Annotated in this window: 23 protein-coding genes and 1 tRNA gene; 17 read left to right on the top strand and 7 right to left on the bottom strand. The window is 70.7% G+C overall.

From position 1 onward, the window contains the following. Positions 1–107: 107 nt before the first annotated feature. The 8 genes from EDD92_RS23095 to EDD92_RS23055 all read left to right on the top strand — a co-directional run bounded on the left by EDD92_RS23095 (position 108) and on the right by EDD92_RS23055 (position 11,562). Positions 108–2,249 carry a DEAD/DEAH box helicase gene (locus EDD92_RS23095; protein ID WP_123966085.1) on the top strand — a complete coding sequence of 714 codons (2,142 nt, stop codon included), beginning with the start codon at positions 108–110 and terminating at the stop codon, positions 2,247–2,249. A gap of 231 nt (positions 2,250–2,480) precedes the next feature. Further along, the gene (locus EDD92_RS23090; RefSeq protein WP_123966084.1) at positions 2,481–5,576 is read left to right on the top strand and encodes a VCBS repeat-containing protein; all 3,096 of its coding nucleotides are present in this window, start codon (positions 2,481–2,483) and stop codon (positions 5,574–5,576) included. Positions 5,577–5,624: 48 nt separating this feature from the next. After that, the gene (locus EDD92_RS23085) at positions 5,625–7,184 is read left to right on the top strand and encodes an amino acid permease (protein ID WP_123966083.1); all 1,560 of its coding nucleotides are present in this window, start codon (positions 5,625–5,627) and stop codon (positions 7,182–7,184) included. A gap of 99 nt (positions 7,185–7,283) precedes the next feature. After that, a tRNA-Lys gene (locus EDD92_RS23080) sits at positions 7,284–7,356 on the top strand. Positions 7,357–8,252: 896 nt separating this feature from the next. Beyond that, positions 8,253–9,257 (top strand): STAS domain-containing protein, encoded by a 1,005-nt coding sequence (locus EDD92_RS23075; protein WP_260326697.1) that lies wholly within the window; start codon positions 8,253–8,255, stop codon positions 9,255–9,257. Positions 9,258–9,618: 361 nt separating this feature from the next. Continuing rightward, positions 9,619–9,990 carry an STAS domain-containing protein gene (locus EDD92_RS23065; RefSeq protein WP_123966081.1) on the top strand — a complete coding sequence of 124 codons (372 nt, stop codon included), beginning with the start codon at positions 9,619–9,621 and terminating at the stop codon, positions 9,988–9,990. A 64-nt stretch (positions 9,991–10,054) separates the two neighbouring features. After that, complete coding sequence (locus EDD92_RS23060) at positions 10,055–10,798, top strand: GAF and ANTAR domain-containing protein (RefSeq protein WP_123966080.1); 744 nt, start codon at positions 10,055–10,057, stop codon at positions 10,796–10,798. Then, positions 10,795–11,562 carry a GAF and ANTAR domain-containing protein gene (locus EDD92_RS23055; protein WP_123966079.1) on the top strand — a complete coding sequence of 256 codons (768 nt, stop codon included), beginning with the start codon at positions 10,795–10,797 and terminating at the stop codon, positions 11,560–11,562. Before EDD92_RS23060 ends, EDD92_RS23055 begins: the two co-directional genes overlap by 4 nt. Before the next feature lie 7 nt (positions 11,563–11,569). On the opposite strand, the gene EDD92_RS23050 is transcribed toward EDD92_RS23055, so the two are convergent. After that, entirely contained in the window at positions 11,570–12,040 is a 471-nt protein-coding gene (locus tag EDD92_RS23050; RefSeq protein WP_123966078.1) for a DUF5994 family protein, read from the bottom strand. 174 nt (positions 12,041–12,214) lie between these two features. On the opposite strand from EDD92_RS23050, the gene EDD92_RS23045 reads away from it, so the two are divergent. Next, positions 12,215–12,466, top strand: coding sequence for a hypothetical protein (locus EDD92_RS23045; RefSeq protein WP_123966077.1), 252 nt, complete (start codon positions 12,215–12,217; stop codon positions 12,464–12,466). Positions 12,467–12,636: 170 nt separating this feature from the next. Here EDD92_RS23045 and EDD92_RS23040 read toward each other — a convergent pair whose 3' ends face one another. Then, complete coding sequence (locus EDD92_RS23040) at positions 12,637–13,035, bottom strand: DUF5994 family protein (protein WP_123966076.1); 399 nt, start codon at positions 13,033–13,035, stop codon at positions 12,637–12,639. Positions 13,036–13,077: 42 nt separating this feature from the next. Beyond that, the gene (locus tag EDD92_RS23035; RefSeq protein ID WP_185124103.1) at positions 13,078–13,359 is read right to left on the bottom strand and encodes a hypothetical protein; all 282 of its coding nucleotides are present in this window, start codon (positions 13,357–13,359) and stop codon (positions 13,078–13,080) included. A 327-nt stretch (positions 13,360–13,686) separates the two neighbouring features. Between EDD92_RS23035 and EDD92_RS23030 the strand changes: the two genes are divergently transcribed. From EDD92_RS23030 to EDD92_RS23015, 4 genes are all read left to right on the top strand, one after another. After that, positions 13,687–14,034 carry a hypothetical protein gene (locus tag EDD92_RS23030; RefSeq protein WP_185124102.1) on the top strand — a complete coding sequence of 116 codons (348 nt, stop codon included), beginning with the start codon at positions 13,687–13,689 and terminating at the stop codon, positions 14,032–14,034. Positions 14,035–14,333: 299 nt separating this feature from the next. Next, the gene (locus EDD92_RS23025) at positions 14,334–14,741 is read left to right on the top strand and encodes a hypothetical protein (protein WP_123966075.1); all 408 of its coding nucleotides are present in this window, start codon (positions 14,334–14,336) and stop codon (positions 14,739–14,741) included. Positions 14,742–14,935: 194 nt separating this feature from the next. Continuing rightward, complete coding sequence (locus tag EDD92_RS23020; RefSeq protein ID WP_123966074.1) at positions 14,936–17,311, top strand: glycoside hydrolase family 3 C-terminal domain-containing protein; 2,376 nt, start codon at positions 14,936–14,938, stop codon at positions 17,309–17,311. A gap of 181 nt (positions 17,312–17,492) precedes the next feature. Continuing rightward, positions 17,493–17,762 (top strand): hypothetical protein, encoded by a 270-nt coding sequence (locus EDD92_RS23015; RefSeq protein ID WP_123966073.1) that lies wholly within the window; start codon positions 17,493–17,495, stop codon positions 17,760–17,762. Between the two features lie 92 nt (positions 17,763–17,854). Here the strand turns inward: EDD92_RS23015 and EDD92_RS23010 are convergent, their stop codons facing one another. Both EDD92_RS23010 and EDD92_RS23005 read right to left on the bottom strand, forming a co-directional pair. Then, positions 17,855–18,112 carry a hypothetical protein gene (locus EDD92_RS23010; protein WP_030938430.1) on the bottom strand — a complete coding sequence of 86 codons (258 nt, stop codon included), beginning with the start codon at positions 18,110–18,112 and terminating at the stop codon, positions 17,855–17,857. A gap of 129 nt (positions 18,113–18,241) precedes the next feature. Next, on the bottom strand, positions 18,242–18,793 hold the full coding sequence (locus tag EDD92_RS23005) for a ribonucleoside-diphosphate reductase (protein WP_185124101.1): 552 nt from the start codon (positions 18,791–18,793) through the stop codon (positions 18,242–18,244). A gap of 199 nt (positions 18,794–18,992) precedes the next feature. On the opposite strand from EDD92_RS23005, the gene EDD92_RS23000 reads away from it, so the two are divergent. Both EDD92_RS23000 and EDD92_RS22995 read left to right on the top strand, forming a co-directional pair. Continuing rightward, positions 18,993–19,544: an NADPH-dependent FMN reductase gene (locus EDD92_RS23000; RefSeq protein ID WP_123966072.1), complete on the top strand. Its 552-nt coding sequence runs from the start codon at positions 18,993–18,995 to the stop codon at positions 19,542–19,544. Positions 19,545–20,005: 461 nt separating this feature from the next. Further along, a complete protein-coding gene (locus tag EDD92_RS22995) occupies positions 20,006–21,229 on the top strand; it encodes a histidine kinase (RefSeq protein WP_123966071.1) in 1,224 nt (407 codons plus the stop codon). 48 nt (positions 21,230–21,277) lie between these two features. Here the strand turns inward: EDD92_RS22995 and ribA are convergent, their stop codons facing one another. Both ribA and EDD92_RS22985 read right to left on the bottom strand, forming a co-directional pair. Beyond that, positions 21,278–21,910 carry a GTP cyclohydrolase II gene (gene ribA, locus EDD92_RS22990; protein WP_123966070.1) on the bottom strand — a complete coding sequence of 211 codons (633 nt, stop codon included), beginning with the start codon at positions 21,908–21,910 and terminating at the stop codon, positions 21,278–21,280. Positions 21,911–22,033: 123 nt separating this feature from the next. Then, the gene (locus tag EDD92_RS22985; RefSeq protein WP_123966069.1) at positions 22,034–22,549 is read right to left on the bottom strand and encodes a MarR family winged helix-turn-helix transcriptional regulator; all 516 of its coding nucleotides are present in this window, start codon (positions 22,547–22,549) and stop codon (positions 22,034–22,036) included. A gap of 93 nt (positions 22,550–22,642) precedes the next feature. On the opposite strand from EDD92_RS22985, the gene EDD92_RS22980 reads away from it, so the two are divergent. Further along, the gene (locus EDD92_RS22980) at positions 22,643–23,770 is read left to right on the top strand and encodes a dihydrofolate reductase family protein (RefSeq protein WP_123966068.1); all 1,128 of its coding nucleotides are present in this window, start codon (positions 22,643–22,645) and stop codon (positions 23,768–23,770) included. A 184-nt stretch (positions 23,771–23,954) separates the two neighbouring features. Then, the gene (locus EDD92_RS22975; protein ID WP_399183736.1) at positions 23,955–25,178 is read left to right on the top strand and encodes an alginate lyase family protein; all 1,224 of its coding nucleotides are present in this window, start codon (positions 23,955–23,957) and stop codon (positions 25,176–25,178) included. The last annotated feature ends 39 nt before the right edge of the window (positions 25,179–25,217 follow it).

Raw genomic sequence — 25,217 nt, 5'->3', positions numbered from 1 at the left:
GCGCGTTCTCTCCCTTGCCGTGGCTGACCGCATAGAGGCGGTCGTATTGCGAAATCACGGAGTTGACGGGCGCGTGCCGACGAGACTCCGGAAGGTTTCGCTTACGCATGTCCATTTCCAGTACTGATCACGTCGTCGTGCCCGAGAACGAGGGCACCGAAGGCGCCGTGGAAGCTCCCGAGGTCACCTTCGCGGACCTCGGTCTCCCCGAGGGCGTCGTGCGCAAGCTCGCGCAGAACGGCGTGACCACTCCCTTCCCGATCCAGGCCGCGACCATCCCGGACGCCCTGGCCGGCAAGGACATCCTCGGCCGTGGCCGCACCGGCTCCGGCAAGACCCTCTCCTTCGGTCTGCCGACGATGGCTCGCCTCTCCGGCGGGCGCACCGAGAAGCACAAGCCGCGCGCCGTCATCCTCACCCCGACCCGTGAGCTCGCGATGCAGGTGGCGGACGCCCTCCAGCCCTACGGCGACGTCCTCGGCCTCAAGATGAAGGTCGTCTGCGGCGGTACGTCGATGGGCAACCAGATCTACGCCCTGGAGCGCGGCGTCGACATCCTCGTCGCCACCCCGGGCCGTCTGCGCGACATCATCAACCGCGGCGCCTGCTCCCTGGAGAACGTCGAGGTCGCCGTCCTCGACGAGGCCGACCAGATGTCCGACCTGGGCTTCCTGCCCGAGGTCACCGAGCTGCTCGACCAGATCCCGGCCGGCGGCCAGCGGATGCTGTTCTCGGCCACGATGGAGAACGAGATCTCCACCCTGGTCAAGCGCTACCTGAGCAACCCGGTCACGCACGAGGTCGACAGCGCCCAGGGCAACGTCACGACCATGTCGCACCACATCCTGATCGTGAAGCCCAAGGACAAGGCGCCGGTCACCGCCGCGATCGCCTCCCGCAAGGGCCGCACCATCATCTTCGTCCGCACCCAGCTGGGCGCGGACCGGATCGCCGAGCAGCTGCGCGACGCCGGGGTGAAGGCCGACGCGCTGCACGGCGGCATGACCCAGGGCGCCCGCACCCGCACGCTGGCCGACTTCAAGGACGGTTACGTCAACGCGCTCGTCGCCACCGACGTCGCCGCCCGCGGTATCCACGTCGACGGCATCGACCTCGTGCTGAACGTCGACCCCGCCGGTGACCACAAGGACTACCTGCACCGCGCCGGCCGTACCGCTCGCGCGGGCCGCACCGGCACGGTCGTCTCGCTGTCGCTGCCGCACCAGCGCCGCCAGATCTTCCGGCTGATGGAGGACGCGGGCGTCGACGCCGGGCGTCACATCATCAACTCCGGTACGGCCTTCGAGCCCGAGGTCGCCGAGATCACCGGCGCCCGTTCGATGACCGAGGTCCAGGCCGAGTCCGCGGGCAACGCGGCTCAGCAGGCCGAGCGTGAGGTCTCCCACCTCACCAAGCAGCTGGAGCGGGCGCAGCGCCGCGCGACCGAGCTGCGCGAGGAGGCCGACCGTCTGGTCGCCCGGGTGGCCCGCGAGCGCGGCGAGGACCCGGAGGCCGCGGTGGCCGAGGCGCAGGCGGCGGTCGCCGAGACCGTCGAGGCGGCCGAGGTGTCGGTGCCCGAGCAGCCCGCCGCTCAGGACGTCGACCGGGCGCAGGCTCCGTCGTCGTACGAGCGTCGTGAGCGTCGGGACAACGACCGTGGCGGGTTCCGTCGTGACGACCGTCGGGACGACCGCGGTGGTCGTTCCTTCGAGCGCCGGGACAACGACCGGGGCGGCTTCAACCGCGATCGTGACCGCGACCGTGGTTTCGAGCGTCGGGACAACGACCGTGGCGGGTTCCGTCGTGACGACCGTCCGTCCGACCGTGGTGGCCGTTCCTTCGAGCGTCGTGACGACCGCGGTGGCCGTGGCTTCGAGCGTCGGGACAACGACCGTGGCGGGTTCCGTCGTGACGACCGTCCGTCCGACCGTGGTGGCCGTTCCTTCGAGCGTCGTGACGACCGCGGTGGCCGTTCCTTCGAGCGTCGGGACAACGACCGTGGCGGGTTCCGCCGCGACGACCGTCCGTCCGACCGTCCGGCCGGCCGTTCCTTCGAGCGCCGTGACGAGCGCGGTGGGCACCGTGGCAGCGACCGTCCCTTCAACCGGGACCGGCAGGGCGACCGCCCGGGCTTCCGCTCCGGCGGCCACGAGCGCCCCTACGGCCGTCGTGACGACCACCGCGGCACCGGTGGCGGCTCCTCCTTCGGCCGTCGCGACGACAAGCCGCGCTGGAAGCGCAACGGCTGACCTGATTCAGCGGTGAACGCCGTGGCCCCCCGTCACACCGGACGGGGGGCCACGGCGTTTCTGCTGTTCCACGCGGTCCGGGGTGGGGTGGAAACCAGTTGGGAATCCTTTTACCAGGCCGTGAACTCCCTGTAGGATCAGCTGACTTCTGAGGCGAATGTGACGGCCGGGGGGCCTGGGCACCGGACATCGGGTGCGTGCGCGACGCCTCGTTCTTCGGGGAGGGTCTCCTTGACTCGTCATGGCTTCGTACGTCTGCGTCTCGTCGCCGCCTCGGCGGTACTGGCCGCAGGCCTGAGCCCGCTGCTTCCGTCGGCACCGGCCGTCGCCGACGCCGCGCAGGAGACGGTGGTGCCGGCGACCATGCGCTCCACGTACACCTCGGGCGCGCTGTGGAGCGCGTCCACGTACAGCGGTCACGACGCGGCCGGGACGCAGGGCGTCTTCCACACCCTGGAGGGCGCCGGGCTGGTCTGGACGCGGTACGCCGACGGCACGTCCGTGCCCGTGACCCGGCCGACCGGGAGCGTGGTGAGCGGCGGTTCCGGCGGGGACGTCATGGTCAGCCGCTACTCGGACGGCCGGGTCGACCTGTGGAACGCGGTCGACGGCAGCACCCGGACGCTGCAGGCACCCGAGGGCCTGAGCGTGCTCACCGGCTACCAGGACCTGGCGGTCGCGTACCGCAACGTCCCCGACGAGAACGGGACGGCTTGGCGCGAGATGCATCTGCTGCTCCCGGCCGCCGACGGCGGCACCCGGGACGTGCCCGTCACCGGTGTGCCGGCGGGGGTGAACCTCGGGCAGCCGGTCGGCGCAGACGCGGACGGGCTGCTGTTCCAGGGCGCCAAGGACGGCCAGTACCTGTCGGTGATGGTCGACCGGCACACCGGACAGGTGCGGGACATGACCCCGCTGCGCACCAAGGTCTACCTCAAGGCCCAGGTCACCTCCGACCACGTCGTGCTGTTCAACCTCAATGAGACGACCGTCCTGGTCTACGACCGCGCCGACCTCTCCGCTGCCCCCGTCGAGGTCCCGCTCGCAGGCAGCGGGGTCAACCCGGCGCAGGATCTGGCCGTCGTGGGCGACTGGCTGGTGCACCGGCCCAGCGGGGGTACGACGGTGTATGCCAAGGCGATCGCGGGTGGTCCCGAGGTCACTCTGCTGGCCGGGTCGAACGTCGGCGTCTCGGCTGTCTCCGACGGCACCGCCGTAGCTGTGGGCCGCACCAGCGCCGCCACCGACGACTGGGGCGTGCAGCGGATCGCCGCCGGCGCGGACGGCAGACCGACCGTCACCATGGTCAAGCCGTTGCCGAAGCCGCCGTACCCGATCCAGGGGCTGTCGCTGGACCAGGGGCGGCTGGTGGAGGCGGACGCCAGCTGGGGCAACACGCGTGACACGTACGGCCGTACGGTCGCCGTCACCGGTACGCCCACCTATGGTCCGCGCTCGAACTACGACGGCACCGACATCAAGCTGTACAGCTGCCCGGCCGGCGACGTCGGCTGCTCGCAGGTGTTCGGTACGGCCGCCGGGCCGACCGTCTGGCTGGAACGGGAGTCCGGGGAGTACGACCGGCTCAGGGTCAACGGCCCCGGGCAGTACGCCTTCTGGGACCGCGATGTGCCCGCGGGCGGGCGGATCACCGACGTCTCCGGCACGTACGTCCTCTACACCACCGCCACCCAGCAATACGTCTACAAGATCCGCGACGACGCGCCGGCCAAGGTCACGCGCGCTCCCGGCGCCGCCGCCCTCTCCGGTGACCTGCTGTGGACGGCGGACGTGACCCCCGGGCGGGTCAGCGCGTACGACCTGTCGGCGAAGAGGACCGTCGAGACGCTCACCCTCGACGGCGTCGGCTGCGCACCGACCGAACTGCAGGCGCTCGGCCGCTATCTGTACTGGAACTGCGGTGACACGGCCGGGGTGTTCGACCGTACGACGAAGAAGTCCGTGTCCGTCCCGGCCGACGAGGCGAAGCTCGGCGACGGGTATGTCGTCACGCACGACAAGGCGGCCGAGAAGCTGGTGCTGACCACGGTCGCCGAAGGAAACCCGGTCAGCCGGGTCATCGGCGAACTGCCCGACACCGGCGTCTCGCAGCGCGATGTGCGCTGGACGGTCGACGAGTCGGGCGCGAACGCCGCCTACGTCGACGCCCAGGAGCGGGTGCACATCGTCCCGTCCGGTGTGCCGCAGCAGCCGCTGCGGCTGCTGGACCCGCCGGACAGCCTGGACATGGTCACCACCGACATCGAGCGCCCCGAGTTCAGTCCGCTCACCCGGGTGCTGCTGTCGAAGCCGGCCGCGGGCTGGCAGCTGACCGTGCGCAGCAAGGCCACCGGCAAGGTAGTCGACACCCGCAGCGGCGGCGAGACGCGCGGTGAGCTGAAGGTCGAGTGGTACGGCAGGACGAGTGCCGGCCGCCCACTGCCCAACGGCGGCTACGACTGGGCGCTGAGCGTCGACCCGGCGGACGGCGTAGGCGCCCCGCTGCAGGTGAACGGCTCGGTGCAGGTACGCAGGGGCGCGGCTGTCCACCGCGACTACGTGGGCGACGTCTGGGGCCCGGACGGTATCGGCGACCTGCTGACCCTCAGCAGCTCCGGCAAGCTGGCCTTCCAGCAGGGCACGGGCAAGGGCACCTTCTCCGGGACGGTGACCGGGATCGGCTGGCCGACGACGATCAGGCCGGTGCCGTTCGGCGACCTGAACGGCGACCGCTGCAACGACGTCCTGGTCCGGCTGAGCAGCGGCGCCCTGCGCGCCTACCGCCCGGACTGCGGCGGGGAGTTGGCGCCGTCGACCCCGTACACCTCGCTGGGCACCTCCGGCTGGAACCAGTACGACGTCCTCACCTCGCCCGGCGACGTGACCAAGGACGGCCGCCCCGACCTGATCGCCCGCAATGCCTCGACCGGCACGGTGTACCTGTACAAGGGCACGAGCACGGGGAAGCTGTCGGCGCGGGTGACGCTGTACGGCGACTGGCGCGGCTACAAGAAGGTCGTCGGGGCCGGTGACCTGAACGGCGACGGGATCGGCGACCTGCTGGCGCAGGACAGGGCGAACACCCTGTACCGCTACTACGGCAAGGGAGACGGCACGTTCGGCGCCCGGGCGAAGCTGTTCTCGAACTGGGGCGGCTCGTACAACGCGCTCGTCGGCGTCGGCGACATCACCGGTGACGGCAAGGCGGACCTGGTGGAGCGGGACACGGCGGGGAACGTGTACCGCAACTCCGGTGACGGGAAGGGGTCGTTCGGGGGCCGGGTGAAGATCGCGTCCGGCTGGCAGGGCTACAAGGGTATTTTCTAGCCAAGTTGTGACGTGTGTCACGCCCTCGGTGTGGGAATCGCTGGGGGCATGACAGATGACGCGATAGAGAGTGGGCTGTCGGACGAGGAACGGCTTGCCCAGCTCGGTTACACCCAGGTCCTCGCCCGCCGTATGTCGGCGTTCTCCAACTACGCCGTCTCCTTCACGATCATCTCCGTCCTGTCGGGCTGCCTGACCCTCTACCTCTTCGGGATGAACACGGGCGGTCCCGCGGTGATCACCTGGGGCTGGGTGGCCGTCGGCCTGATGACGCTGTTCGTCGGGCTCGCGATGGCCGAGATCTGTTCGGCCTACCCGACCTCCGCGGGCCTGTACTTCTGGGCCCACCGCCTGGCGCCCCCGCGTTCGGCCGCCGCCTGGGCGTGGTTCACGGGCTGGTTCAACGTGCTGGGTCAGGTGGCGGTGACGGCGGGCATCGACTTCGGCGCCGCGTCCTTCCTCGGCGCCTATCTGAACCTCCAGTTCGACTTCGAGGTGACCCCGGGCCGGACGGTCCTGCTCTTCGCCGGGATCCTGGTGCTGCACGGCCTCCTGAACACCTTCGGCGTGAAGATCGTCGCTCTGCTCAACGACATCAGCGTGTGGTGGCACGTGCTCGGCGTCGGCGTCATCGTCGGCGCGCTGGCCTTCGTACCCGACCACCACCAGTCCGCGTCCTTCGTCTTCACGAAGTTCGTGAACAACACGGGTTGGGGCAGCGGTGTGTACGTCGTGCTCCTGGGCCTGCTGATGGCGCAGTACACCTTCACCGGCTACGACGCCTCGGCCCATATGACGGAGGAGACGCACGACGCGTCGACGGCGGGCCCGAAGGGCATCGTCCAGTCCATCTGGACGTCGTGGATAGCGGGCTTCGTCCTGCTGCTGGGCTTCACGTTCGCCATCCAGTCCTACGACAAGGAGCTCGCCTCGCCCACGGGGGCGCCGCCGGCCCAGATCCTGCTGGACGCGCTGGGCGCCACGGCAGGCAAGCTGCTGCTCCTGGTCGTCATCGGCGCGCAGCTGTTCTGCGGGATGGCCTCGGTGACGGCCAACAGCCGCATGATCTACGCCTTTTCACGCGACGGCGCCCTGCCCCTCTCGCGCGTGTGGCACACGGTGAGCCCGCGGACGCGGACGCCCGTGGCGGCGGTGTGGCTGGCGGCGGCCGGGGCGCTGGTGCTGGGACTGCCGTATCTGATCAATGTGACGGCGTACGCGGCGGTGACCTCGATCGCCGTCATCGGCCTGTACATCGCGTACGTCATCCCGACGCTGCTGCGGGTGCGCAAGGGCGACGACTTCGTGCGGGGGCCGTGGCACCTGGGCCGCTGGTCCCGTCCGGTCGGCATCGTCTCGATGGTGTGGGTGGGTGTGATCACGGTCCTGTTCATGCTGCCCCAGGTCTCACCGGTCACCTGGGAGAGCTTCAACTACGCCCCGGTCGCCGTCCTGGCCGTCCTCGGCTTCGCGGCGGCGTGGTGGGGGGCGTCGGCCCGGCACTGGTTCCTCAACCCGGACCACGAACGCACGCTCGCCCGGGAGGCGGCACGCGCGGCGGCCTCCGGCGGTACTCACGGAGGCACTCCCGAAAAGGTCGATCCCTGACACTCCGGCTGGATCTTCGCCTCTGGCACGGCCGTGTCCCCGATACCCGATCGGAGACGCGGCCGTGTCCGGCTATGCTCGGGGAGGCAACATCGCCAGGGGCCCTTAGCTCAATTGGCAGAGCAGTGGACTTTTAATCCATTGGTTGTGGGTTCGAGTCCCACAGGGCCTACGGGTGGTAGGCGGGGGATATGCCCTCTGACCTGCTGTGCGGCGTCCGGGTCGGCTTCGGTCGGCTCGGGCGCCGCTTCGTTTTCGGGGTCCGTGCGTGCGCGACTGGCCCAAGCCGCCATCATTCGGCCGACGAAGGAGCACACGCCGCGGCTCGGCTGAGCGGTGGAAGTGCTCGCCGGATGGTCAACGCCGGGCGTCCACCGCCTCCCGCACGACGGACACTTCGGCGTTCCGGGCCTTGGTCAAGGCCGCCACTCCCGCTCGCACCCGGCGGGCCTGATGCCAGTACCTGGAGCGACACACCGCTGAACAGAACCGAGCCCGCCGGGCCGACGTCCAACTGCATCCGCTCACCACGGGCCGGGCAGGACCGGGCAGCCGTCCGGCCGTCACCACCGGCCACTTCACCAGGCTGGACCCGCTACGAGATCCCTTCAGCGACTTCCGAAACGAGAACCTGCGATGTGTGAGCGGCCGGTGCGGCACGAGGGGCACATGATGTGGATCTGCGCGAGCGGGAAACATGGATACCTGCGGCAGGTTGTGAAAGCAGCCTCAGTGGATACCCGGTGAGTGAGGGGTTCGGCAGTGTGCCCCCTCGGGTGGACCGTCTGCCCGGATGTCGTCTCCATGAGCCGCTCGGCAGGCGGTGCGCTCGTTTCGGGTGAGCCCGTCCAGTGCTGTGGGTGGGGGCGGCCGGCGACGTACGGTGGAGAGACCGAGGGCATCACGCACTCCGGTACTCGTGCCGGAGTCGTCCTCGGCGAGAGACGAACCCGGACCGCTCGAGCTGGCGGTGCGGAGACGGGTCGGCATCATGTCCGCCGCGATCGAAGCACGTCCGCTGTCTCCCCTGGGCGATGAGCTCCCCGGCCGAGGGACGGTGTGAGGGTTGTGCAGCGACTGGACATCCATCGCCGTGACCGGGGGGAGCGGGCCCTCGTCACGCTCGCCGGTGAGATCGGGCCGGGGACGGTGCCCCTGCTCCGGGCCGCGCTGGAGCGGTGTCTGCTCGACGGGGTGACCGTCATCGACGTCGACCTCACCACCGTCGGCTCCTGCGACGCCAAGGGCCTGAATGTCTTCCTGACGACGTCGAGGCGTGCCGACCGGGTGCATGCTTCTCTGTGGCTGCACCATCCGTGCGTGCAGATCAGCCGCCTCCTCGCCGTCACGGGATCCGCGTCCCGGCTCCTCGCAGACCCGGCGCACCCCGTGCCCCCCGCCCCGCTGTGTGAGCTGCTGGACGCGGCTGTGGCGGGTGCGCCGGCCGGCGGCACGCGGACGACGGGCGACCACGCCGGTGTGCCGCCCGTCAAGGACGGGATCCGCCTGCGCCGGTTGAGTCGTCAACAGGCGGAGGGGATGACCGAGGAGATCGCCGACCTGGTGGTGTCGTCGGTCGTGGGCTCTTCCGGGAAGGTGGGCCAGGAGCGGGGCGAGTTCCTGTGGCGGCTGGCCGTCAGTGCCCGGCGGCCCGGCTTCGCATTGCTGATCGCCGAGACGACGGTGCTGGTGGGCTGTTCCTTCGGTTTTCCGGTGGGCCCCGGTGCCCGGTCCGAGCGGGGGCTGCAGGAGAGCGTCCAACGGCTCACCGGCTGTGCCCGGTTCCTGCTCCTCACCCAGGTCGTGGCGCCGCAGCACCCCCAGCACCGCGACATCGCCCGGCGCCTGCAACAGCGCCTGCTGGCCGATCGGCACGTCGCACTCGGAGTCGCGCTGCTCCGTCCGGCCGACGATGCCGGACAGGCCGCGTACGAGTCCTGGGACTGGCGGAACCAAGGAGACATGGTCGGGCTGCCGGGTGGGGGCACTCCTTGCCTCCTGACCCTGTCCCGGGAAAGCGAACTCCGGTTACCCGGGCCTCGGAGACGACGGAGAACGCAGGGCGGTCCGTAGCGGGCGCAGACCTGCCGCACCCGGGGCGCGATCTCTGCGGAGCGGTTGCTGGGCAGGCCGGGGGAAGAGACGGTGCTCGATCTGGTGGCCGAGGTTGCCGGCCAGGACGTGGAAGAGGAGGCCGCCGTCGATGTTCGCCGAGCCCTGGATCTGGCGGAGAGACCACGGGCCTCGGGTCTCGTCCTTGTCGCTTTCGGTCATGTCCATGGGCGTCAGGGAAGGACGACCGGCCGAGCCGCCACAGCAGTAGGCTTGTCATACGGTCGCCCGTGGCCCCGGCCCTCTCCGTGAAGTCCCGTTCCGCGCAACAGAGGCTCTGCGCACGACGGAAGCCGTACGACCGACTGAGGAGATGGGGCGCATGAGCCCGCATCCCGACGTGTTCGACGAGTGCCGCGTGGTCCGGGCTGGTGGTGAGCTGGACGTGGCGACCGCGTCGGCCTTTACGCATGATCTGGAGGACGCCCGTCACGGCAGCGGGCGGCTGTTCCTGATCGTCGACCTGAGCGGCGTGACGTTCATGGACGGCAGCGTCCTGGAGCCGTTGTGCGCGGCCTGGCACGACTGCCACCGGCGGGGTGGATGGGCACGCGTGATCCACACCGGGCCGGGAGCGGCGCTCCTGTTCCGGGCCGCCGGTCTGCTGGAGTGGTTCCCCCGGTACGCGAGTGCCCAGGACGCCTGGCAGGGCATAACCGCGGACCGTGCGGCGACGCGCCACCGGGGCACGTAATGTACGGCGCAGGCCAGGCGGCGCCGCACCTCGGAGCCCCACGGCTGTCGAGGAGCGGGTAACGGTGATCAGCGACGGCATGGCCGACCTCCTGCGGACGCTGCGTCGCGGTGAGACCGGCGACCCGGGGCGGGCGTGCGCGCGGGTGCTGGGCGCCCATGGTGTCGCCCTGTCGCTGCTGCTGGACGGCGGCCGGATGACCGAACCGCTGTGGTGCCACCCGGAGTTGAGCGCCCGGTTCGAGGAACTCCAGCTCACGCTCGGTGAGGGCCCCGGGCCGGATGCCGTCCGCACCGGAACACCCGTCGTGGAGCCGGACCTGGACCGGGTGCGCTCCGAGCGGTGGCCCGCACTGCTGCCGGCCGCGCGCGAGCTGGGTGTCCACGGTGTGTGCTGCTTCCCGCTGGGTATCGGCGCCATCCGGGTCGGCGTCCTGACCGTGCTGTGCGACGGAGACCGACGGCTGAGCGACCAGCAGTACGCGGACGCCACCGCCCTGACGGCCGCACTGACCGGCGCCTTCCTGAACGGGGCGGCACCCCGTGGAGGCCGGAACGGGGACATGCCCGGGTTCGGCGTGTTCCCGGAGTGGCCGTCGGGGCTGCATCGCGCGGCCGTGCATCAGGCCACGGGGATGGTCAGTGTCCAACTGGGCGTGTCCATGGAGGTCGCCCTCCTGCGTCTGCGGGCCCACGCGTATGCCAGCGGTCGCCCTCTCGGAGAGGTGGCGCAGGACGTGGTGGCCCGCAGGCTCCGATTCGACGACGATGTGAGCGGGCCGTATTCGCCCGATGGTGGAAAGGGATGATCGGCATGGCCCGCGAACGACGTCTGGCGGAGATCTTCGTGGAGGTAGCCGACTCCCTCGTCGAGGACTTCGACGTCATCGACCTGCTGCAGCGGCTGTCCGCGCGCTGCGTCGAACTGCTCGACGTGTCGGCGGCCGGGATCCTCCTCGCGGACGCGCACGGGGAACTGCAGATCATCGCCGCCTCGGACGAACACACCCGGCTGCTGGAGCTGTTCGCGCTCCAGCACGACCAGGGCCCGTGCGTGGAGTGCTACCGCACCGGTACCGCGCGGACCAACATCGACCTGACGCGCCCGGAGGCGACGGCGGGCTGGCCGCGCTTCGCCGTACGGGCCCATGAGACGGGGTACGTGAGCACGCACGCCATCCCGCTGCGCCTGCGCAATCGCGTGGTCGGCGCGCTCAACCTCTTCCAGACCACATCCCTCCGCCTTGGCGACGACGACATCGCGCTCGCCCAGGCGCTCGCCGACGTGGCAACCATCGCGATCCTCCAGCAGCGCACGCTGGAGCAGTCGCATGTCGAGAACAGCCAGCTGGAGACCGCGCTGACCAGCCGTGTCCTGATCGAGCAGGTCAAGGGCGTGCTGGCGGAGCGCTGGAACACCTCCGTCGACGACGCCTTCGCCGCGTTCCGGTCGTACGCCCGCTCCCATCACCTGCGCCTGGCGGACCTCGCCACACGGATCATCTCGGGCGGCTTCGACACCACGGAGATCCCCGCCCCGGCGCCGGGCCGACCCGAGGACCGCCGCGGCTGACCCCCTCTCACGGTCCGCTGCCGGTGTCGACGAGGATCTGCGCGGCCTGCGTGACGTTGTCGGAGCGGACCGCTTCGGCCATGGCGGCGCGCGCGGCGTCGGGCCTCGTGTGCGGCGGGACCACGAGGAGGGAGAAGAGATCCTGCTCGCCCCGGGTGACCAGGACGGTGTCGTCGCCGACCGGAGAGGAATCGATGCGGACGACACGCCCGTCGACGGTCATTCGCGCCGGCAGCGCCTCCCAGGCGTCGGCGTCCAGGCCGACGCGAGTGATGGGCCCGAGGTACTCGGTGAGCGCGGTGATCAGGGCGGGAAGTTCGGCGGTGATGTCACGGGAGCGCGGCCACCACGCCCCGTCGAGCACTCCCTGGCGGTCGTGTGTCGTCTCCAGCCGTACGACGGCCGTGCCGGGCTTCACAGCCTGGTGGACGGCGTCCGGCAGGAGCCTGGTCACGCGCGGGGAGTGGGAGTCGGACATCACTCTCGCCTGCCTGCCCGGGATGAGGGAACGGCGTGGCTTCCTGGCTTCACGGTACTCCCCGGCCGGCGGCGGCCGGGGAGCCCGCGAGTCATCCGCGAGGGCCGTGGGACGCAGCGGCGTAGAGTGAAGAACCGGCCCGTCTTCCAACGGGCATCGAACTCCGAGGTCGCCATGCAATCCACGGAAGCACCCACGGACGGGTACGCCGAGGTCCGTGTCGTCGCGGCCTCGCCCGAGGCCGCCCGTCGGGTCGCGGAGGTGCTCCGACGCTGCTTCGCCGCCACCGAGCAGCGCAGCTACCCCGCGGGTGCCGAGGGGGGAACGCGCCTCGACCTCACCGTGGACACCGCCCGCCCGGCAGAACCGGCACAGTCGTGGCTGGAGACCAGCCGCTCCGTGGAGAACGCCCGTCGGGAGAAGTGAGCCGGGCCCGGAGACGGGGGCTTGCGTGATGTCCGCGACCACTCTCATCCTCCGCCACGGGCCGTCCCCTTCAGGGCGAGCGGGGGTGCCCTCTCGTCACACGTCCCGAACCAGCGGCGCGCCGTGGGGATGTGATCGCCGTGGCCACCACCCGGCTGATCCTGATCGCGTCACACGTGACCGCCGGCCGCGGTCGCCATGAGCGGTTCCGCAGCCTCCTCGGTCGTGTCCGGGGGCAGGACCACGAGATCCCAGCGCCCCTGGCCGGGGGTGAGCAGGACGATGGTCTGCGGGGCGGATGCCGTGAGGTTCCTGCGCAGGCGTACGACCTGGTTGGCGACGAGCATCCGGCCGGGGCCGGCGGACCACGTCGCCCCGTTGACCGTGACGCTGGTGATGTGGCCCCACGCGCGCGGCAACCCGGCGAGCAGCCGGGGAAGTTCGGCGAGCAGGTCGTACGAATGGGGCCACCACGCTCCGTCGATGGTCCTCTGCAGGTCACCGCGGGGTGCCAGGCGCAGGCGCAGGAGGGGATGAGAGGGGGGCGGGGATTGCAGTGCGGTGGTCATGAGAGCTCCTGCCGGCGGAAGTACAAGGATGAGTGGGTGATGTCAGGCGCGCCGGGCGGCGACGCGCTCCGGGGTGGGCCGGCGGGCGGGCAGGACGTCGGCGGGGTGGATGAGGCGCCCCCACAGCAGCCGGCCGGCCAGGCCCAGCGCCATGAACGGCAGCACGACGATCACCGCCGCCACGGTCACGTACAGCCGCTCACCCCCGTCGCGTGCGGGCGCCTGGCCATCCGGCGGGAAGGGAGACGAGCCGTCGTAGCCCTGGGGCTGCGGGTTGGGGCCGGACGGTGTGACCGTCTTCGAGGGGTTCGGACTGAGCGGCACACGTGGTTCCTCGGCCTGGATGCGGATGGCGCGGCCGGGGTCACGGGCTGCCCCTGACGACGGGTGGCGTGCGGTGGAAGGAATGTGGTCTGGTGGACTCACCGGAGCACGAGGACCGGAACACGAGAGGGCGCTCCTGAGCCGGCCCGAGTTCCGGCATACGAAAAGTCCTCGTCTTCTCCACCGTACTCCCGCCTGTGCAGCAAACCGCGGCCCGTCGCAGGCGGCATCGCGCCGGCACAGGCCGGCGCCGGGTGGTGACGGTTGCACGGCTCAGGGCTGTGCCGCCGCGGACATCCGGCACGACGCACAGGAAAGCGGTACTCGATGATGTACGACCAGACACGCGCTCAACAGCCCGCGGACCAGCCCCGCGACGTCACGGGACGTCATGCCCCCGGCTCGGCACCGCTGATCCCGTCGGAGGCACGAGACAAGATCGCCAGGCGCCTCGGGCGGGCTGTCAACACGTTCCCCGATGCTCCGCGTGAGTCGCTGGAGGAAGCCGAAGGAGCCTTCGACGACGTCACCGCCCAGCTCATGGACGTCCTCGCCGAACAGCGGCGTACCCTCCACGCGGGCTGGCAGGACCAGGACCCCGAAACGCGGGCCGCCGAACTCCACCTGGCGCTGAGGCAGTACCGGGAGATCACCCAACGCCTGCTCCGCCTCTGAACGACGACGTCGACAGGGCTGTTCAGTACTTTTTAATCCATGGGCTGTGGGTTCGAGTCCCACAGGGCCTACGGGTGGTGGTCGGGGCATAGGGCCTCTGACCTGCCATACAGCGCTCGGGTCGGCTTCGGCCGGCTCGGGCGCTGACTCGCTTTCGGGGCCATGCGTGAGCGGATGACGCGGCGGAGTGCCGGTGCTGACTTTCGGCGGTGTGCGGACCGGCCTCCGGCTACCAAAGTCATGGGGCGGCGGACGAAGGGCCGACGCGTGGGCGCCGCGGCCGGTGGCACGTTGGCTTCATGAGTGAAGACGAGACACTCCAGGTCCGGGGCGACTACGTGGGCGCCACCGCCGACGAGCTGCGCCGCAAGACCTCCGCGGACAAGACGGCCGGCATGGTCAGCCAGAAGGCGCTGTTCCTGCGCCGCGGCAAGGTCTCCCTGCACGAGGACCGGCTGGTGCTCGGCGACTGGGGCGAGGACGGGGGCGATCTGGTGCTGCGCCGAGCGGACATCACCTCGGTGGAGGTCAGGTTCACCGACCTGTACGGCCGCTTCATCGGAGGTCTGCTGAATGCGGGCAAGCCGTTGATTCTGGGCACCGTACCGGCCGGGGAGGTCTACCTCCTGATCGACCGCAAGGAATTCATGGAGACGACCGACGACCGCGCCTGGGCCGCACGCATCGAGGCGTGGCTGAGCAGGTGAGTCCCAGGGCCCTCGCCGCGACCGTACGTCCGCCACGGTCCGTACGGCGTGGCGGGCACCGCGGCGGAGGCGATTCCTCACGATCGTAAGGAAATTCCCCTCAGTCTTCGGTCGGCGCAAGCAGCGACCAAAGTCGCGGTGGTTCAGCATTTCGGCCGCTGACCGGTCCGGTTCGACGTTGCGAGGCTGCCGTCATGGACAAAGCGAAGATCTCCCGTCGGGCCTTCGCCGGCCTGGCGCTGGCCGCCTGTACGGGTCTCGTGACGCCGATGGCGAAAGCCCCCCGGGGACGGCGAGTCGATGCGCTGCTGGCCAGGATGTCCGTCGCCGACAAGATCGCGCAGCTGAACATCCCGGTCTGTCTGCCCCAGGAACTCCTCGGCGACTCCACGGATCCGACCGGCACGCGCGAGCACCGGGAGGCGTACGTGCGCGGTGAGACCGTGGTCGGGGAGAAGGCGGACCGGATCACGCTGGGCCCGGGCGGGGGATTATTCGGCCTGGTCAACCAGTCCCTCTCCGGCTCCGTCCCGGTCCCTCACCCACTGAGCCCGCGTCAACAGGCGCTGCAGCACAACCACTTGCAGCGCCTCGCCCGCGCCAACCCGCTCGGCATCCCCCTCCTGCAGATCAGCGAGGGCACCCACGGCTCGGTCGGACCCGGCTCGACCATCTTTCCCGAGGGGCTCGCGCTGGGCGCCACCTTCGATCCCCGACTGATCGGCCGCGTGTACGGCGCGGTGGCCCGCGAGGCACGGGCGGTCGGTATCCACGCGCTGAGCACCATCATGGCCGAGCTGAACCGCGACCCCCGGTACGGCCGTGGCGCCTGGTCGTTCAGCGAGGACCCGTACCTCACCGCGCGCATGATCGAGGCGCTGGTCCCGGCGATGCAGGGCGACGACCTCGCCTCCCCCGAGTCGGTGGTCACCTCCCTGTGCACCTTCCCGATGGAGGCGCCCAACACCGGTGGTCTGGAGACCAGTTCCATCGAGATCGGTGAACGTGTCTTCCGGCAGACCCACTTGGAGCCGTGGCGGGCGGGGTTCGGTCCGGCGGGCGCGCTGATGACCGAGGCGAGCGAGCAGACCGTGGACGGGATCGTGGTGCACGGCTCGCGCAGACACCTCACCGAACTGCTCCGCGACGAGCTGGACTTCCGCGGGGTCGTCATCGGCAACGACGTACGCAGTCTCGTGCGCGAGCACGTGGCGGGCACCGCGCGCGAGGCGGCCGGGCTCGCCCTGCGGGCCGGGGTCGACATCAGCCTGTCGTGGGATGAGATCTACCTCGACCAACTGGCCGCCGCCGTACGGGAGGGCGGCGTCGAGGAAGCGCTGCTCGACCGTGCGGTACGCCGGGTGCTCACCCTGAAGGAGCGGCTCGGCCTCTTCGAGAACCCCTACGTCGATCCGGACCGGGCCGAGCGGGTCGTCAACTGCGCGGCGCACCGCGAACTGGCGCTCCAGTGCGCCCGGCAGTCGCTCGTCCTGCTCAAGAACGACCCCGGGAAGGGAGGCGGGGGACGAGAACTGCTGCCGCTGTCGCGCGACCGGGTGCGCACGCTCGCTCTGATCGGCCCGAACGCCGACGACCGGCTGAACCTCCTGGGCGAGTACAACGCCTACCCCGCCCTGCATCCCACCCCCTCGATCCGCGAGGCGCTCCGGGAACTGGTGGGCGACGACGTACGGATCGTGCACGCACGCGGCTGCGAGGTGACGGGAACCGACACCTCCGGTCTCGCGGCCGCACGGGCGGCGGCGCTCCAGGCGGACGTGGCGGTCGTCGTGGTCGGCGAACAGACCAAGGGCGGCTACTTCTCCCCCGACCGTACCGACGGCGAACTGAAGGACACCGCCTCGCTGGACCTGACCGGTGTACAGGAGCGGCTCCTGAAAGAGGTGCACGCGACCGGCACGCCGACCATCGCCGTGGTCGTCACCGGCAGGGCACTGTCGCTGCGCTGGGCGGCCGCGCACCTGCCCGCCCTCCTGATCGCCTGGCTGCCCGGCGAGGCCGGGGGCCGCGCGGTCGCCGAGGCCCTGTTCGGCGACGTCGAGCCGACCGGCAGGCTGCCGGTCACCTTCCCTCGTGACGTCGGCCAGCTCCCTCTGTCGTACGACCAGAAGCGCGCCCGGGCCGACGCCGACGACTACATCGACATGCCCTCCACACCGCTCTATCCGTTCGGCGCGGGCCTCGGTTACACCACGTTCCGCTACGACCGGATCAGGCTGACCGACGACACCATCGGGGCCGACGCCACGACCCGGGTGCGCGTGGACATCACCAACACGGGAGAGCGGGCCGGCACGGAGGTGGTGCAGCTGTACGTGACGGACAACCAGGCGTCGGTGTCGCTGCCGTACATCCGGCTGCGCGGCGTGCGGAAGGCCCATGTGGAGGCCGGGCAGCGGGCCACCGTCACCTTCGACATCACGCCGAGCCGGGACCTCACCCTGGTGGACGACGAACTGCGCACGGTCGTCGAGCCGGGCACGTTCGAGATCAAGGTCGGGCGCTCCTCGACGGACATCCGCCGACGGGCGACTCTCCGAGTCACCTGAAAATGCTGTCCGCCGCTGTCCGCCGCGGCGATTTCGCTGCGAGATCACATGCCGGATCACGCGCGAGATCACGAAACCTGGCGCGCTGCCGTCCTTTTTGGGGTATTTCGCACTAATCTGCCGTTGCAGCAAGGAGTTGATCTGTCACAGGTCGCATCCACTTCGCTCCATCGGAGATGACATGCACAAGCTTCGCAAGGCCGCCGTCCTGGTCGCCGCCCTCGGGAGTGTCGGGTTTCTGAGTGGCGGTGTCGCCCACGCCGACGGTGGTGGTCTCGGCGTCCAGCAGAGCACCACCTGCAGGTCGCACGACCTGAACATCAGCGTTCTCGGTGAGGTCGGGCTCATCAACGGCCTGCTGGGCAACGCGCTCAACGGCGAGGGCAACCCGGGCGCGCAGAGCACGACGGAGGGCTCGGACATGGGCTGCAGCAACAGCTTCGGCAAGTAAGTCGTCGAAAGCTGCTGTCGGATGAAGCGGCCTGCTGGGTGATCCGCCCAGCAGGCCGCGGCCGTGACCGTGGCCTGCTGGGCGGGGCTTGGTTACTTGGCCGCAGGCGGAGTGACGTTCCCGAGGCTGAAGTCGCTTCCCGTCGTGAAGGCGGGGGCCGCGTCCGGGCTGCCGTGGCGCCCGCTGCGGCTGTCGTCGTCGTAGGCCACGGCGTTGGACTGCGAGTTGGCCACCGCGGTGACGCCCTCGTCCTCGTGGCCGTGGTCGTGGGCGAAGCTGACGCCGGCACCGAAGGCGGACAGGCCCGCGATCGCTGCGGCTACGACGGCAACGCGCTGAAACTTGCGCATGGTGAGACCCTTTCTTAACCCGGGCGGGACGCCCTGGCGTGGCTACGTATTGTGACAATATATGCACTGATAGTAGTCATTTGGGATCTTGCGGTTGTCCGCGCGCCGTGTCGTTTTTTCGTACGACCCTCAGCCGCGGCGCGGTCGCCCCACGAACGGTGCGGACATGGACAGGCCCACGAGATCGGTCCATACGGCGTCGCCGACACCGTCGAGGGTCTGTTTCGCGGCGCGTTCCGCGGCGGTGAGGATGCCGAGGCCGGCCCGGGTCTCGTAGGGCAGGTGGTCGAGGGCGAGGCGGCGGCCGACGTAGTCCATGACGGAGCCCGCCTGCTTGATGTCCGGGTCGTTGGTGAGACCGGAGGGTTCGAAGCGGGTCCCGACGTAGTCCGCCACCAGGATTTCGAGCGGGACGCCGTGCTGGAGGCCCCGGGTGACGGTCGAGGAGAAGGCGTCCATCATGCCCGCGAGCGTGGAGCCCTGCTTGGCCATGCGGACCATCACCTGGGCGACGCGGCCGTCGGGTGTGTGCGCGACGGTGAGGTATCCCTTGCCCTCGCCGACGCTGAATGACCGGGTCGTCGACCGCATACGCCTCGCGGGGTGCGGTACGGCGGGCCGGGCCGCCGGCCGCGTCTCGCCGGCCACCCGTGTCGTACCGTCCCCGAATCGCTCAGTCATGAACGCCCTCACTCGTCGTCGATCTGCGGCTGTCCCGGACATGTGTGGCCCAATTCCGGCGGAGCGCATCCTTGTACACAATCTGTGGGCGTCAACTCGCCGTCAGCCACAACATGTTGGGGTTGAAGATAAGGGTGGGAGGGTGAAGAACCGGCTGTGGCACGCCGGAAGGGAGGTTGGTCCGCAGTAAGTTGGGCGGATGTCCACATCGCCGGTGATCCTCTTGCTGTCCGGGAGTCTGCGGGTCGGCTCCACCAACGAGGCCGTGCTGCGTACCGCGCAGGCCGTGGCGCCGTCGGTGCCGGCGGAGGCTGTTCTGTACGGCGGTCTGGCGGGCCTTCCGCACTTCAACCCCGATCACGACGTGGACCCGTTGCCGGAGGCCGTGGCCGGGCTGCGGGCGGCGATCGAGGGGGCGGCCGGGGTGCTGGTCTGCACTCCGGAGTATGCGGGGACCCTGCCGGGGGCGTTCAAGAACCTGCTCGACTGGACGGTCGGCGGCACCGAGATCTGTGACAAGCCGGTGGCCTGGGTCAATGCGGCCGCGCCGGGGCGCGGGCAGGGTGCGGAGGCCACACTGCGGACGGTGCTCGGCTACACCGGCGCCGACATCGTGGAGCCGGCCTGTGTGCGGATCGCGGTGGGGCGGGAGACGGTCGGTGCGGACGGGGTTGTCGCCGATCCGGAGGTGCGACGCCAACTCACCGAGGTGCTACGACTGTTGGCGGCTCGGGCGGCCGGGCCTGCGTGAGGCGCTGGGAGTGCGGCGGGCTGGCCCGCGGCGCCTGTGCGGGCGTCGGCAAGCGTGTGCGCGGTGGTGTTCGAGGTCGGGTACCGGGCCCTGCTACCGGGTGTCGTCTGCGCCCACCCCCGCTCCTCAAACGCCGGGCGGGCTGATTTTTCAGCCCGCCCGGCGTTTGAGGACGAGGCCGTTGAGGCCGAAAGCGGGGGTGTGGGGGCGGCAGCCCCCAGGTACGGGACGGGTAGGGGCGCGGGGGCGAAAAACGGGGGCCGCTCCCCAGACCTTGAAGCACTGGGGGAGGCATGACTGCCCGCAGGCGGAACTCGGCGCTACCGGGCGCCCGAGTTGCGCCGTGCCGGACCCGGCACCGCGGAATGCCCCCAAAGAAAGCACCAGCCCGTGGCTGACCGGCGCAGATGGTGCAGTCCGCTACACCGCGCCGCCGCGTGCGGGTCGCTTAGCGTGGCGGCATGGGGAAAACGGTGCGGCAGGCGTGGCGGGCCACGGTCCATCTCGTGCCGGCCGCGGCGATGGCGTTCTGCCTGTGGATCTTCATCACGGTGCTGATCATCACCGCGATCGCCACGCTGGCGGTGGTCGGCGCCTGGATGCTGCCCGAGACGGTGCTGATCATCCGGCGGATCGCGGGCGCCAAGCGGAGCATGACGGCTGCGTGGACGGGGCAGCGGATCCCCGAGGCGTACCAGCCCCTCACCGGGACGCTCCGCGAGCGGATCCGTACGGCCGTACGCGACCCCGGCACATTCACCGACCTGCGCTGGATGGTCGCCGACTACTTCTACGGCGCCCTGCTCGCCCTCGCGCTGCCGCTGTGGCCCGTCGGCCTGGTGGTCGACGGCGTGTGGTGCGGGCTGCTGCACCGGACACCCCTCGTCCTGCCGCTGATCGTGCGGCTCGCGGACCTGGAGGCGGACTGGTCGACCGCCCTGCTCAAACCGTCCCCGAAGGCCCGACTTGCCGCGCGCGTCGAGGAGTTGGCTGCCACCCGCGCCGACGCCATCGCCGCGCACGGCGCCGAACTGCGCCGTATCGAACGCGATCTGCACGACGGCGCACAGGCCAACCTGGTCGCTCTGTCCATGCGAATCGGGCTTGCCAAGCGCGCCTACGAGCGGGACCCGGAGACCGCCCGCAAGCTGCTCGACGAGGCGCAGGACCAGGCCGAGAAGGCGTTGAACGAGCTGCGCCAGGTGGTGCGCGGCATCCACCCGCCGATCCTGACCGACCGCGGCCTGGTCGGCGCCGTACGGGCGCTGGCCGCGGGCTGGGGGTCCCCCCGCTCATGGGGCCCCCGCTCGAGCGAAGTCGGGAGTGGGGGAGAAGCCGGGAGTGGGGGAGGGCTGCAGGTGACCGTGGAGGTGGACCGGCTCGAGGACGACGGGTTGCGGGCGCCCGCCGCGGTGGAGGCGGCCGCGTACTTCGTGGTGGCGGAGGCGCTCACCAACGCCGCCAAGTACAGCGGTTCACCGCGGGCCTCGGTCCGGCTCGAGCGGCTCAGGCGCGGGCTGCGGGTGCGGGTGGGCGACGAGGGCCACGGCGGTGCCGACGAGACGAGCGGTTCGGGACTGCTCGGCATGCGCCGGCGGGTCGCCGCGCTGGACGGGACCATGGAGGTCTCCAGCCCGGCCGGCGGGCCGACGGTGATCGACGTGCTGCTGCCGTGCGTGTGGTGAGCGGCGGCTGCGCGGCATCCCGCGGTCATCGGCCCGAGCCTGGCCGGGTCAGCCCGCGTTCAGCTCCGCCAGCGGCAGCGTGTGCTGGGTCTGGAGGACCTTCGCGCGCAGGTAGCGGACGTTGTGGGCGGTGGTGAAGACGCCCGTGGGAACGCGGTCGTGGACGTCGATGCCCAGCTCACGGAGCTGGCCGGCCTTGTCGGGGTTGTTGGACAGGAGGTCCAGGCTGTCGATGCCAAGCGCCCCCAGCATCTGCGCGGCCGCCGTGTAGTCGCGGTCGTCCTCGGGCAGACCCAGGGCCGCGTTCGCCTCGTACGTGTCGAGGCCCTGGTCCTGGAGGGCGTACGCGTCCAGCTTGTTGTAGAGGCCGATGCCGCGGCCCTCCTGGCGCAGATAGAGCAGTACGCCGCCGCGGTCCGCGATCCGCTCGACCGCCTCCCGCAGCTGCGGTCCGCAGTCGCAGCGGGCCGAGCCGAACACGTCGCCGGTCAGGCACTCGGAATGCAGGCGGACCAGAGGCGTTGTACCGGGGGCGGGGTCACCCAGGACGACGGCCACGTGCTCCTGGCCGTCGGTCAGGCCGTGGAAGGTGACCAGTTCGGCGTCGACGCTGTAGCCGTCCTGGAAGCGCAGCGGCACCCGGACGCGGGAGCGCGGGGTGGCGGCGGGGAAGTCGGGCATGCGGGTCTCCGGGGTCGTCCATATCTGCTTCAGTTTTGAAGCAGGTTCATGGCCGGGAACCCTACCCCATGCTTTAAATTTGAAGCAACAGCTTTTCGGGATACGTCAGGTTTCCGGGCCGTCTCAGGAGCACGGCCCGGAGGAGCGGCGGCGCCAGGGAACGTCCTCCGAGGTGGGGCGTTCCTCCTCCCGCTCCAGTGCCTGCACGACGCCCGAGAAGATCTCCTCCACCTGCTCCACCTGCTGCGGGGTCAGCTGATCGAAGAGCAGCGAACGCACGGTCTCCACATGTCCGGGCGCCGTGCGTTCCAGCACGGCCATCCCCTCGTCGGTCAGCATGGCGAAGCTGCTGCGCTTGTCCCACTGGCAGTCCTCGCGCCGGATTAGACCGTCCTTCTCCAGCCGGGTCACGGCATACGTCAGCCGGCTGCGCGTGATCTTCGCCCGCTCGGCGAGATCGGTCATGCGCAGCCTGCCCTCCGGTGCCTCGGAGAGGTTGGCCAGGATGGAGTAGTACAGATGCGGCATGCCGGCGTCCTGCTGGAGCTGCCGGTCGATCGCGTCCTCCAGGAGGTGCGTCGCCGCGATGTACGCGCGCCAGGCGCGCTGCTCCTTCTCCGTGAGCCAGCGAGTCGTCATGCGACCAGTGTAGGTTTGTTTCAAAGTTTAACCAAGCGTCCAGTTCGCAGCCCGTCGTCCCAGCCCGTCCGCCGCCGAGAGTGAGCGCGTCCGATGCCGTACCCGTACGTCCTGCTGTCCGCCGCCGTCTCCCTCGACGGCTACCTCGACGACACCGGCCCCGAGCGCCTCCTGCTCTCCAGCCCGGCGGACTTCGACCGTGTGGACGAGGTCCGTGCCTCCGTCGACGCGATCCTCGTCGGCGCCGGCACGATCCGCGCCGACAACCCGCGCCTGCTGGTGAACTCGCCCGAGCGCCGCGCCGCCCGCGTCGCGGCCGGACAGCCGGAGTACCCGCTCAAGGTCACGGTCAGCGGCTCCGGAGACCTCGACCCGGACGCCAACTTCTGGCACACGGGCGGCGAAAAGCTCGTCTACACGACCGACAAGGGCGCCGGGCGCGCCCGCACCCTCGGCCTCGCCGCCGACGTCGTCCCGCTCGGCCCCGACCTCGACTGGCGCCGCCTCCTGGAGCATCTGCACGACGCACGCGGCGTGCGGCGCCTGATGGTCGAGGGCGGCGGCACGATCCACACCCAGCTCCTCCAGCAGGGCCTCGCCGACGAGCTCCAGCTCGTCCTGGCGCCCCTCTTCGTGGGCGACCCGGACGCCCCCCGTCTCTTCGGCCCCGGCGCCTACCAGCCCGGCCGCCTGCGCCTGACGGAAACCCGCCGGATCGAGGACGTCGTCCTCATGCGCTACGAGCCCACGGCCCCCGGCACCGGCCGGCTCCCCGCCGCCGCCGACCACCACTGGCTGGCCCTCGCCTGCGACCTCGCGGCCGAGTGCCCGCCCTCGCGCACGGCCTTCAGCGTCGGCGCGGTGATCGTCGCCGCCGACGGCACGGAGCTCGCCCGCGGCCACTCGCGCGAGGCCGACGACCCGCTCGTCCACGCCGAGGAGGCGGCCCTGGCCAAGCTGGACCCGGCCGACCCGAGGCTGGCGTCGGCGACGGTCTACAGCAGCCTGGAACCCTGCGCCCACCGCGCCTCCCGCCCCAAGCCGTGCGCGCGGCTGATCCTCGACGCGGGGGTACGACGGGTGGTCACGGCCTGGCGCGAGCCGGACACGTTCGTGGCGGGGGCGGACGGGAGCGGGCTGCTGGCGGGGCAGGGGGTCGAGGTCGTCGTACTGGAGGAGTACGCGGGGCGGGCAAAGGCGCCGAATCAGCACTTGGCGTAGGTCTTCCAGCCCGTCCGGCGTTTGATGACGAGGCCCCTTGAGGGCCGAACGGGGGTCTGGGGGGCGGAGCCCCCAGTGACGCCGCGGACACCACCGCCCACCGGCCGATCGGCCCAACAGATCCTGCGGCCGACTCCCCGAGGGGACACGCTGACCGTACCGGCCGGAGGCGATCGCGGAGGTAGTGCCAGTGAGGTCAGTTCCCAGACGTGCGGCGGCAGTTCTCCTCGTCCTCCTGCTGACGGCGCTCGTCGCCTCCTGCGGCACCGACCCGGGCACCCGCACCATGGCGAGGGCACTGCCCCCGGGCGCACCGTTCACCCACCCCGGTGTGCTCGTCAGCAAGGCCCAGCTGGAGGCCGTACGCAAGAACGTCATCGCGGGCAAGCAGCCCTGGCTGAAGGCGTTCCTCGACATGCGGGACAGCAAGTACGGGTCGTACAAGTACGCGGCGCAGCCGACCGCGGTCGTCAACTGTCCCTGGGGCGGCAAGGGCGCGCAGGGCTGTCTCGAGGAGCGGCAGGACGCCATCGCCGCCTACACGCAGGCCCTCCTGTACAGCGTCACCGGTCAGCACGAGCACGCCCTCAAGGCCCGGGAGATCATGGACGCCTGGTCGGCGAAGCTGAAGCGGCACACGGCGCAGGACGCCCAGCTGCAGTCCTCGTGGGCCGGGTCGACCTGGGCGCGGGCCGCGGAGATCATCCGCTACGCACCGGGCGCCGGCTGGCCCGCCGACCGGGTGCGGCGGTTCGCGGCCATGCTGCGCACCGCCTACCTCCCCGAGGTCACCAGGGACCTTCCCGACTACAACGGCAACTGGGACCTCGCGATGACCGACGCCGCCATCGGGATCGCCGTCTTCACCGACGACCACAAGACCTTCGACGCCGCCGTCAGGCGCTTCCGCGGCCTGGTGCCCGACTACTTCTATCTGCGCAAGGACGGCAAGATCCCGCTCACCCCGGCCGGCTCCGACGCCAACACCGTGCAGAAGCTCGAGACGTACTGGTTCAAGGAGACGAAGTTCGAGGACGGGATCGCGCAGGAGACCTGCCGCAACTTCAAGCACGTCGGCTACTCCCTCGCCGCCACGGCGCACATCGCCGAGACCGCCTGGCACCAGGGCGTCGACCTGTACGGCGACGTCAAGGACAGGCTGAAGGCGGCCCTGGACTTCCACGCCCGCTACGAGATGGGGGAGAAGCCCCCGCGGTGGCTGTGCGGCGGCAGGGTCGTCGGGAACATGGGCCCCGACCTGGAGGTCGCCCTCAACCACCTGGAGAACCGGCTCGGCACCCCCGTCCCGGCCGCCCACAAGCTGGCCGAGCAGACCCGCCCGGCCGGCACCGACGACCTCTTCGTCTCCTGGGAGACGCTCACCCACGCGGACAACCCTGCCGCCTGACGGAAGCCCCTACGGACCCCGGGCTGCGTTTTCCCGGGG

The sequence above is a fragment of the Streptomyces sp. TLI_185 genome, from assembly GCF_003814765.1.
Taxonomy (GTDB): Bacteria; Actinomycetota; Actinomycetes; order Streptomycetales; family Streptomycetaceae; genus Streptomyces.
The sequence above is the reverse complement of the archived record's forward strand: the minus strand, read 5'-3'. Positions and strand labels throughout refer to the sequence as shown.

What these genes read in the sequence shown, in the direction of transcription:
- EDD92_RS23095 (WP_123966085.1), top strand. Translation starts at nt 108, where the DNA reads ATGTCCATTTCCAGTACTGATCACGTCGTCGTGCCCGAGAACGAGGGC.
- EDD92_RS23085 (WP_123966083.1), top strand. Translation starts at nt 5,625, where the DNA reads ATGACAGATGACGCGATAGAGAGTGGGCTGTCGGACGAGGAACGGCTT.
- EDD92_RS23065 (WP_123966081.1), top strand. Translation starts at nt 9,619, where the DNA reads ATGAGCCCGCATCCCGACGTGTTCGACGAGTGCCGCGTGGTCCGGGCT.
- EDD92_RS23055 (WP_123966079.1), top strand. Translation starts at nt 10,795, where the DNA reads ATGATCGGCATGGCCCGCGAACGACGTCTGGCGGAGATCTTCGTGGAG.
- EDD92_RS23050 (WP_123966078.1), bottom strand. Translation starts at nt 12,040, where the DNA reads ATGTCCGACTCCCACTCCCCGCGCGTGACCAGGCTCCTGCCGGACGCC.
- EDD92_RS23045 (WP_123966077.1), top strand. Translation starts at nt 12,215, where the DNA reads ATGCAATCCACGGAAGCACCCACGGACGGGTACGCCGAGGTCCGTGTC.
- EDD92_RS23040 (WP_123966076.1), bottom strand. Translation starts at nt 13,035, where the DNA reads ATGACCACCGCACTGCAATCCCCGCCCCCCTCTCATCCCCTCCTGCGC.
- EDD92_RS23030 (WP_185124102.1), top strand. Translation starts at nt 13,687, where the DNA reads ATGATGTACGACCAGACACGCGCTCAACAGCCCGCGGACCAGCCCCGC.
- EDD92_RS23025 (WP_123966075.1), top strand. Translation starts at nt 14,334, where the DNA reads ATGAGTGAAGACGAGACACTCCAGGTCCGGGGCGACTACGTGGGCGCC.
- EDD92_RS23020 (WP_123966074.1), top strand. Translation starts at nt 14,936, where the DNA reads ATGGACAAAGCGAAGATCTCCCGTCGGGCCTTCGCCGGCCTGGCGCTG.
- EDD92_RS23015 (WP_123966073.1), top strand. Translation starts at nt 17,493, where the DNA reads ATGCACAAGCTTCGCAAGGCCGCCGTCCTGGTCGCCGCCCTCGGGAGT.
- EDD92_RS23010 (WP_030938430.1), bottom strand. Translation starts at nt 18,112, where the DNA reads ATGCGCAAGTTTCAGCGCGTTGCCGTCGTAGCCGCAGCGATCGCGGGC.
- EDD92_RS23005 (WP_185124101.1), bottom strand. Translation starts at nt 18,793, where the DNA reads ATGACTGAGCGATTCGGGGACGGTACGACACGGGTGGCCGGCGAGACG.
- EDD92_RS23000 (WP_123966072.1), top strand. Translation starts at nt 18,993, where the DNA reads ATGTCCACATCGCCGGTGATCCTCTTGCTGTCCGGGAGTCTGCGGGTC.
- EDD92_RS22995 (WP_123966071.1), top strand. Translation starts at nt 20,006, where the DNA reads ATGGGGAAAACGGTGCGGCAGGCGTGGCGGGCCACGGTCCATCTCGTG.
- ribA (WP_123966070.1), bottom strand. Translation starts at nt 21,910, where the DNA reads ATGCCCGACTTCCCCGCCGCCACCCCGCGCTCCCGCGTCCGGGTGCCG.
- EDD92_RS22985 (WP_123966069.1), bottom strand. Translation starts at nt 22,549, where the DNA reads ATGACGACTCGCTGGCTCACGGAGAAGGAGCAGCGCGCCTGGCGCGCG.
- EDD92_RS22980 (WP_123966068.1), top strand. Translation starts at nt 22,643, where the DNA reads ATGCCGTACCCGTACGTCCTGCTGTCCGCCGCCGTCTCCCTCGACGGC.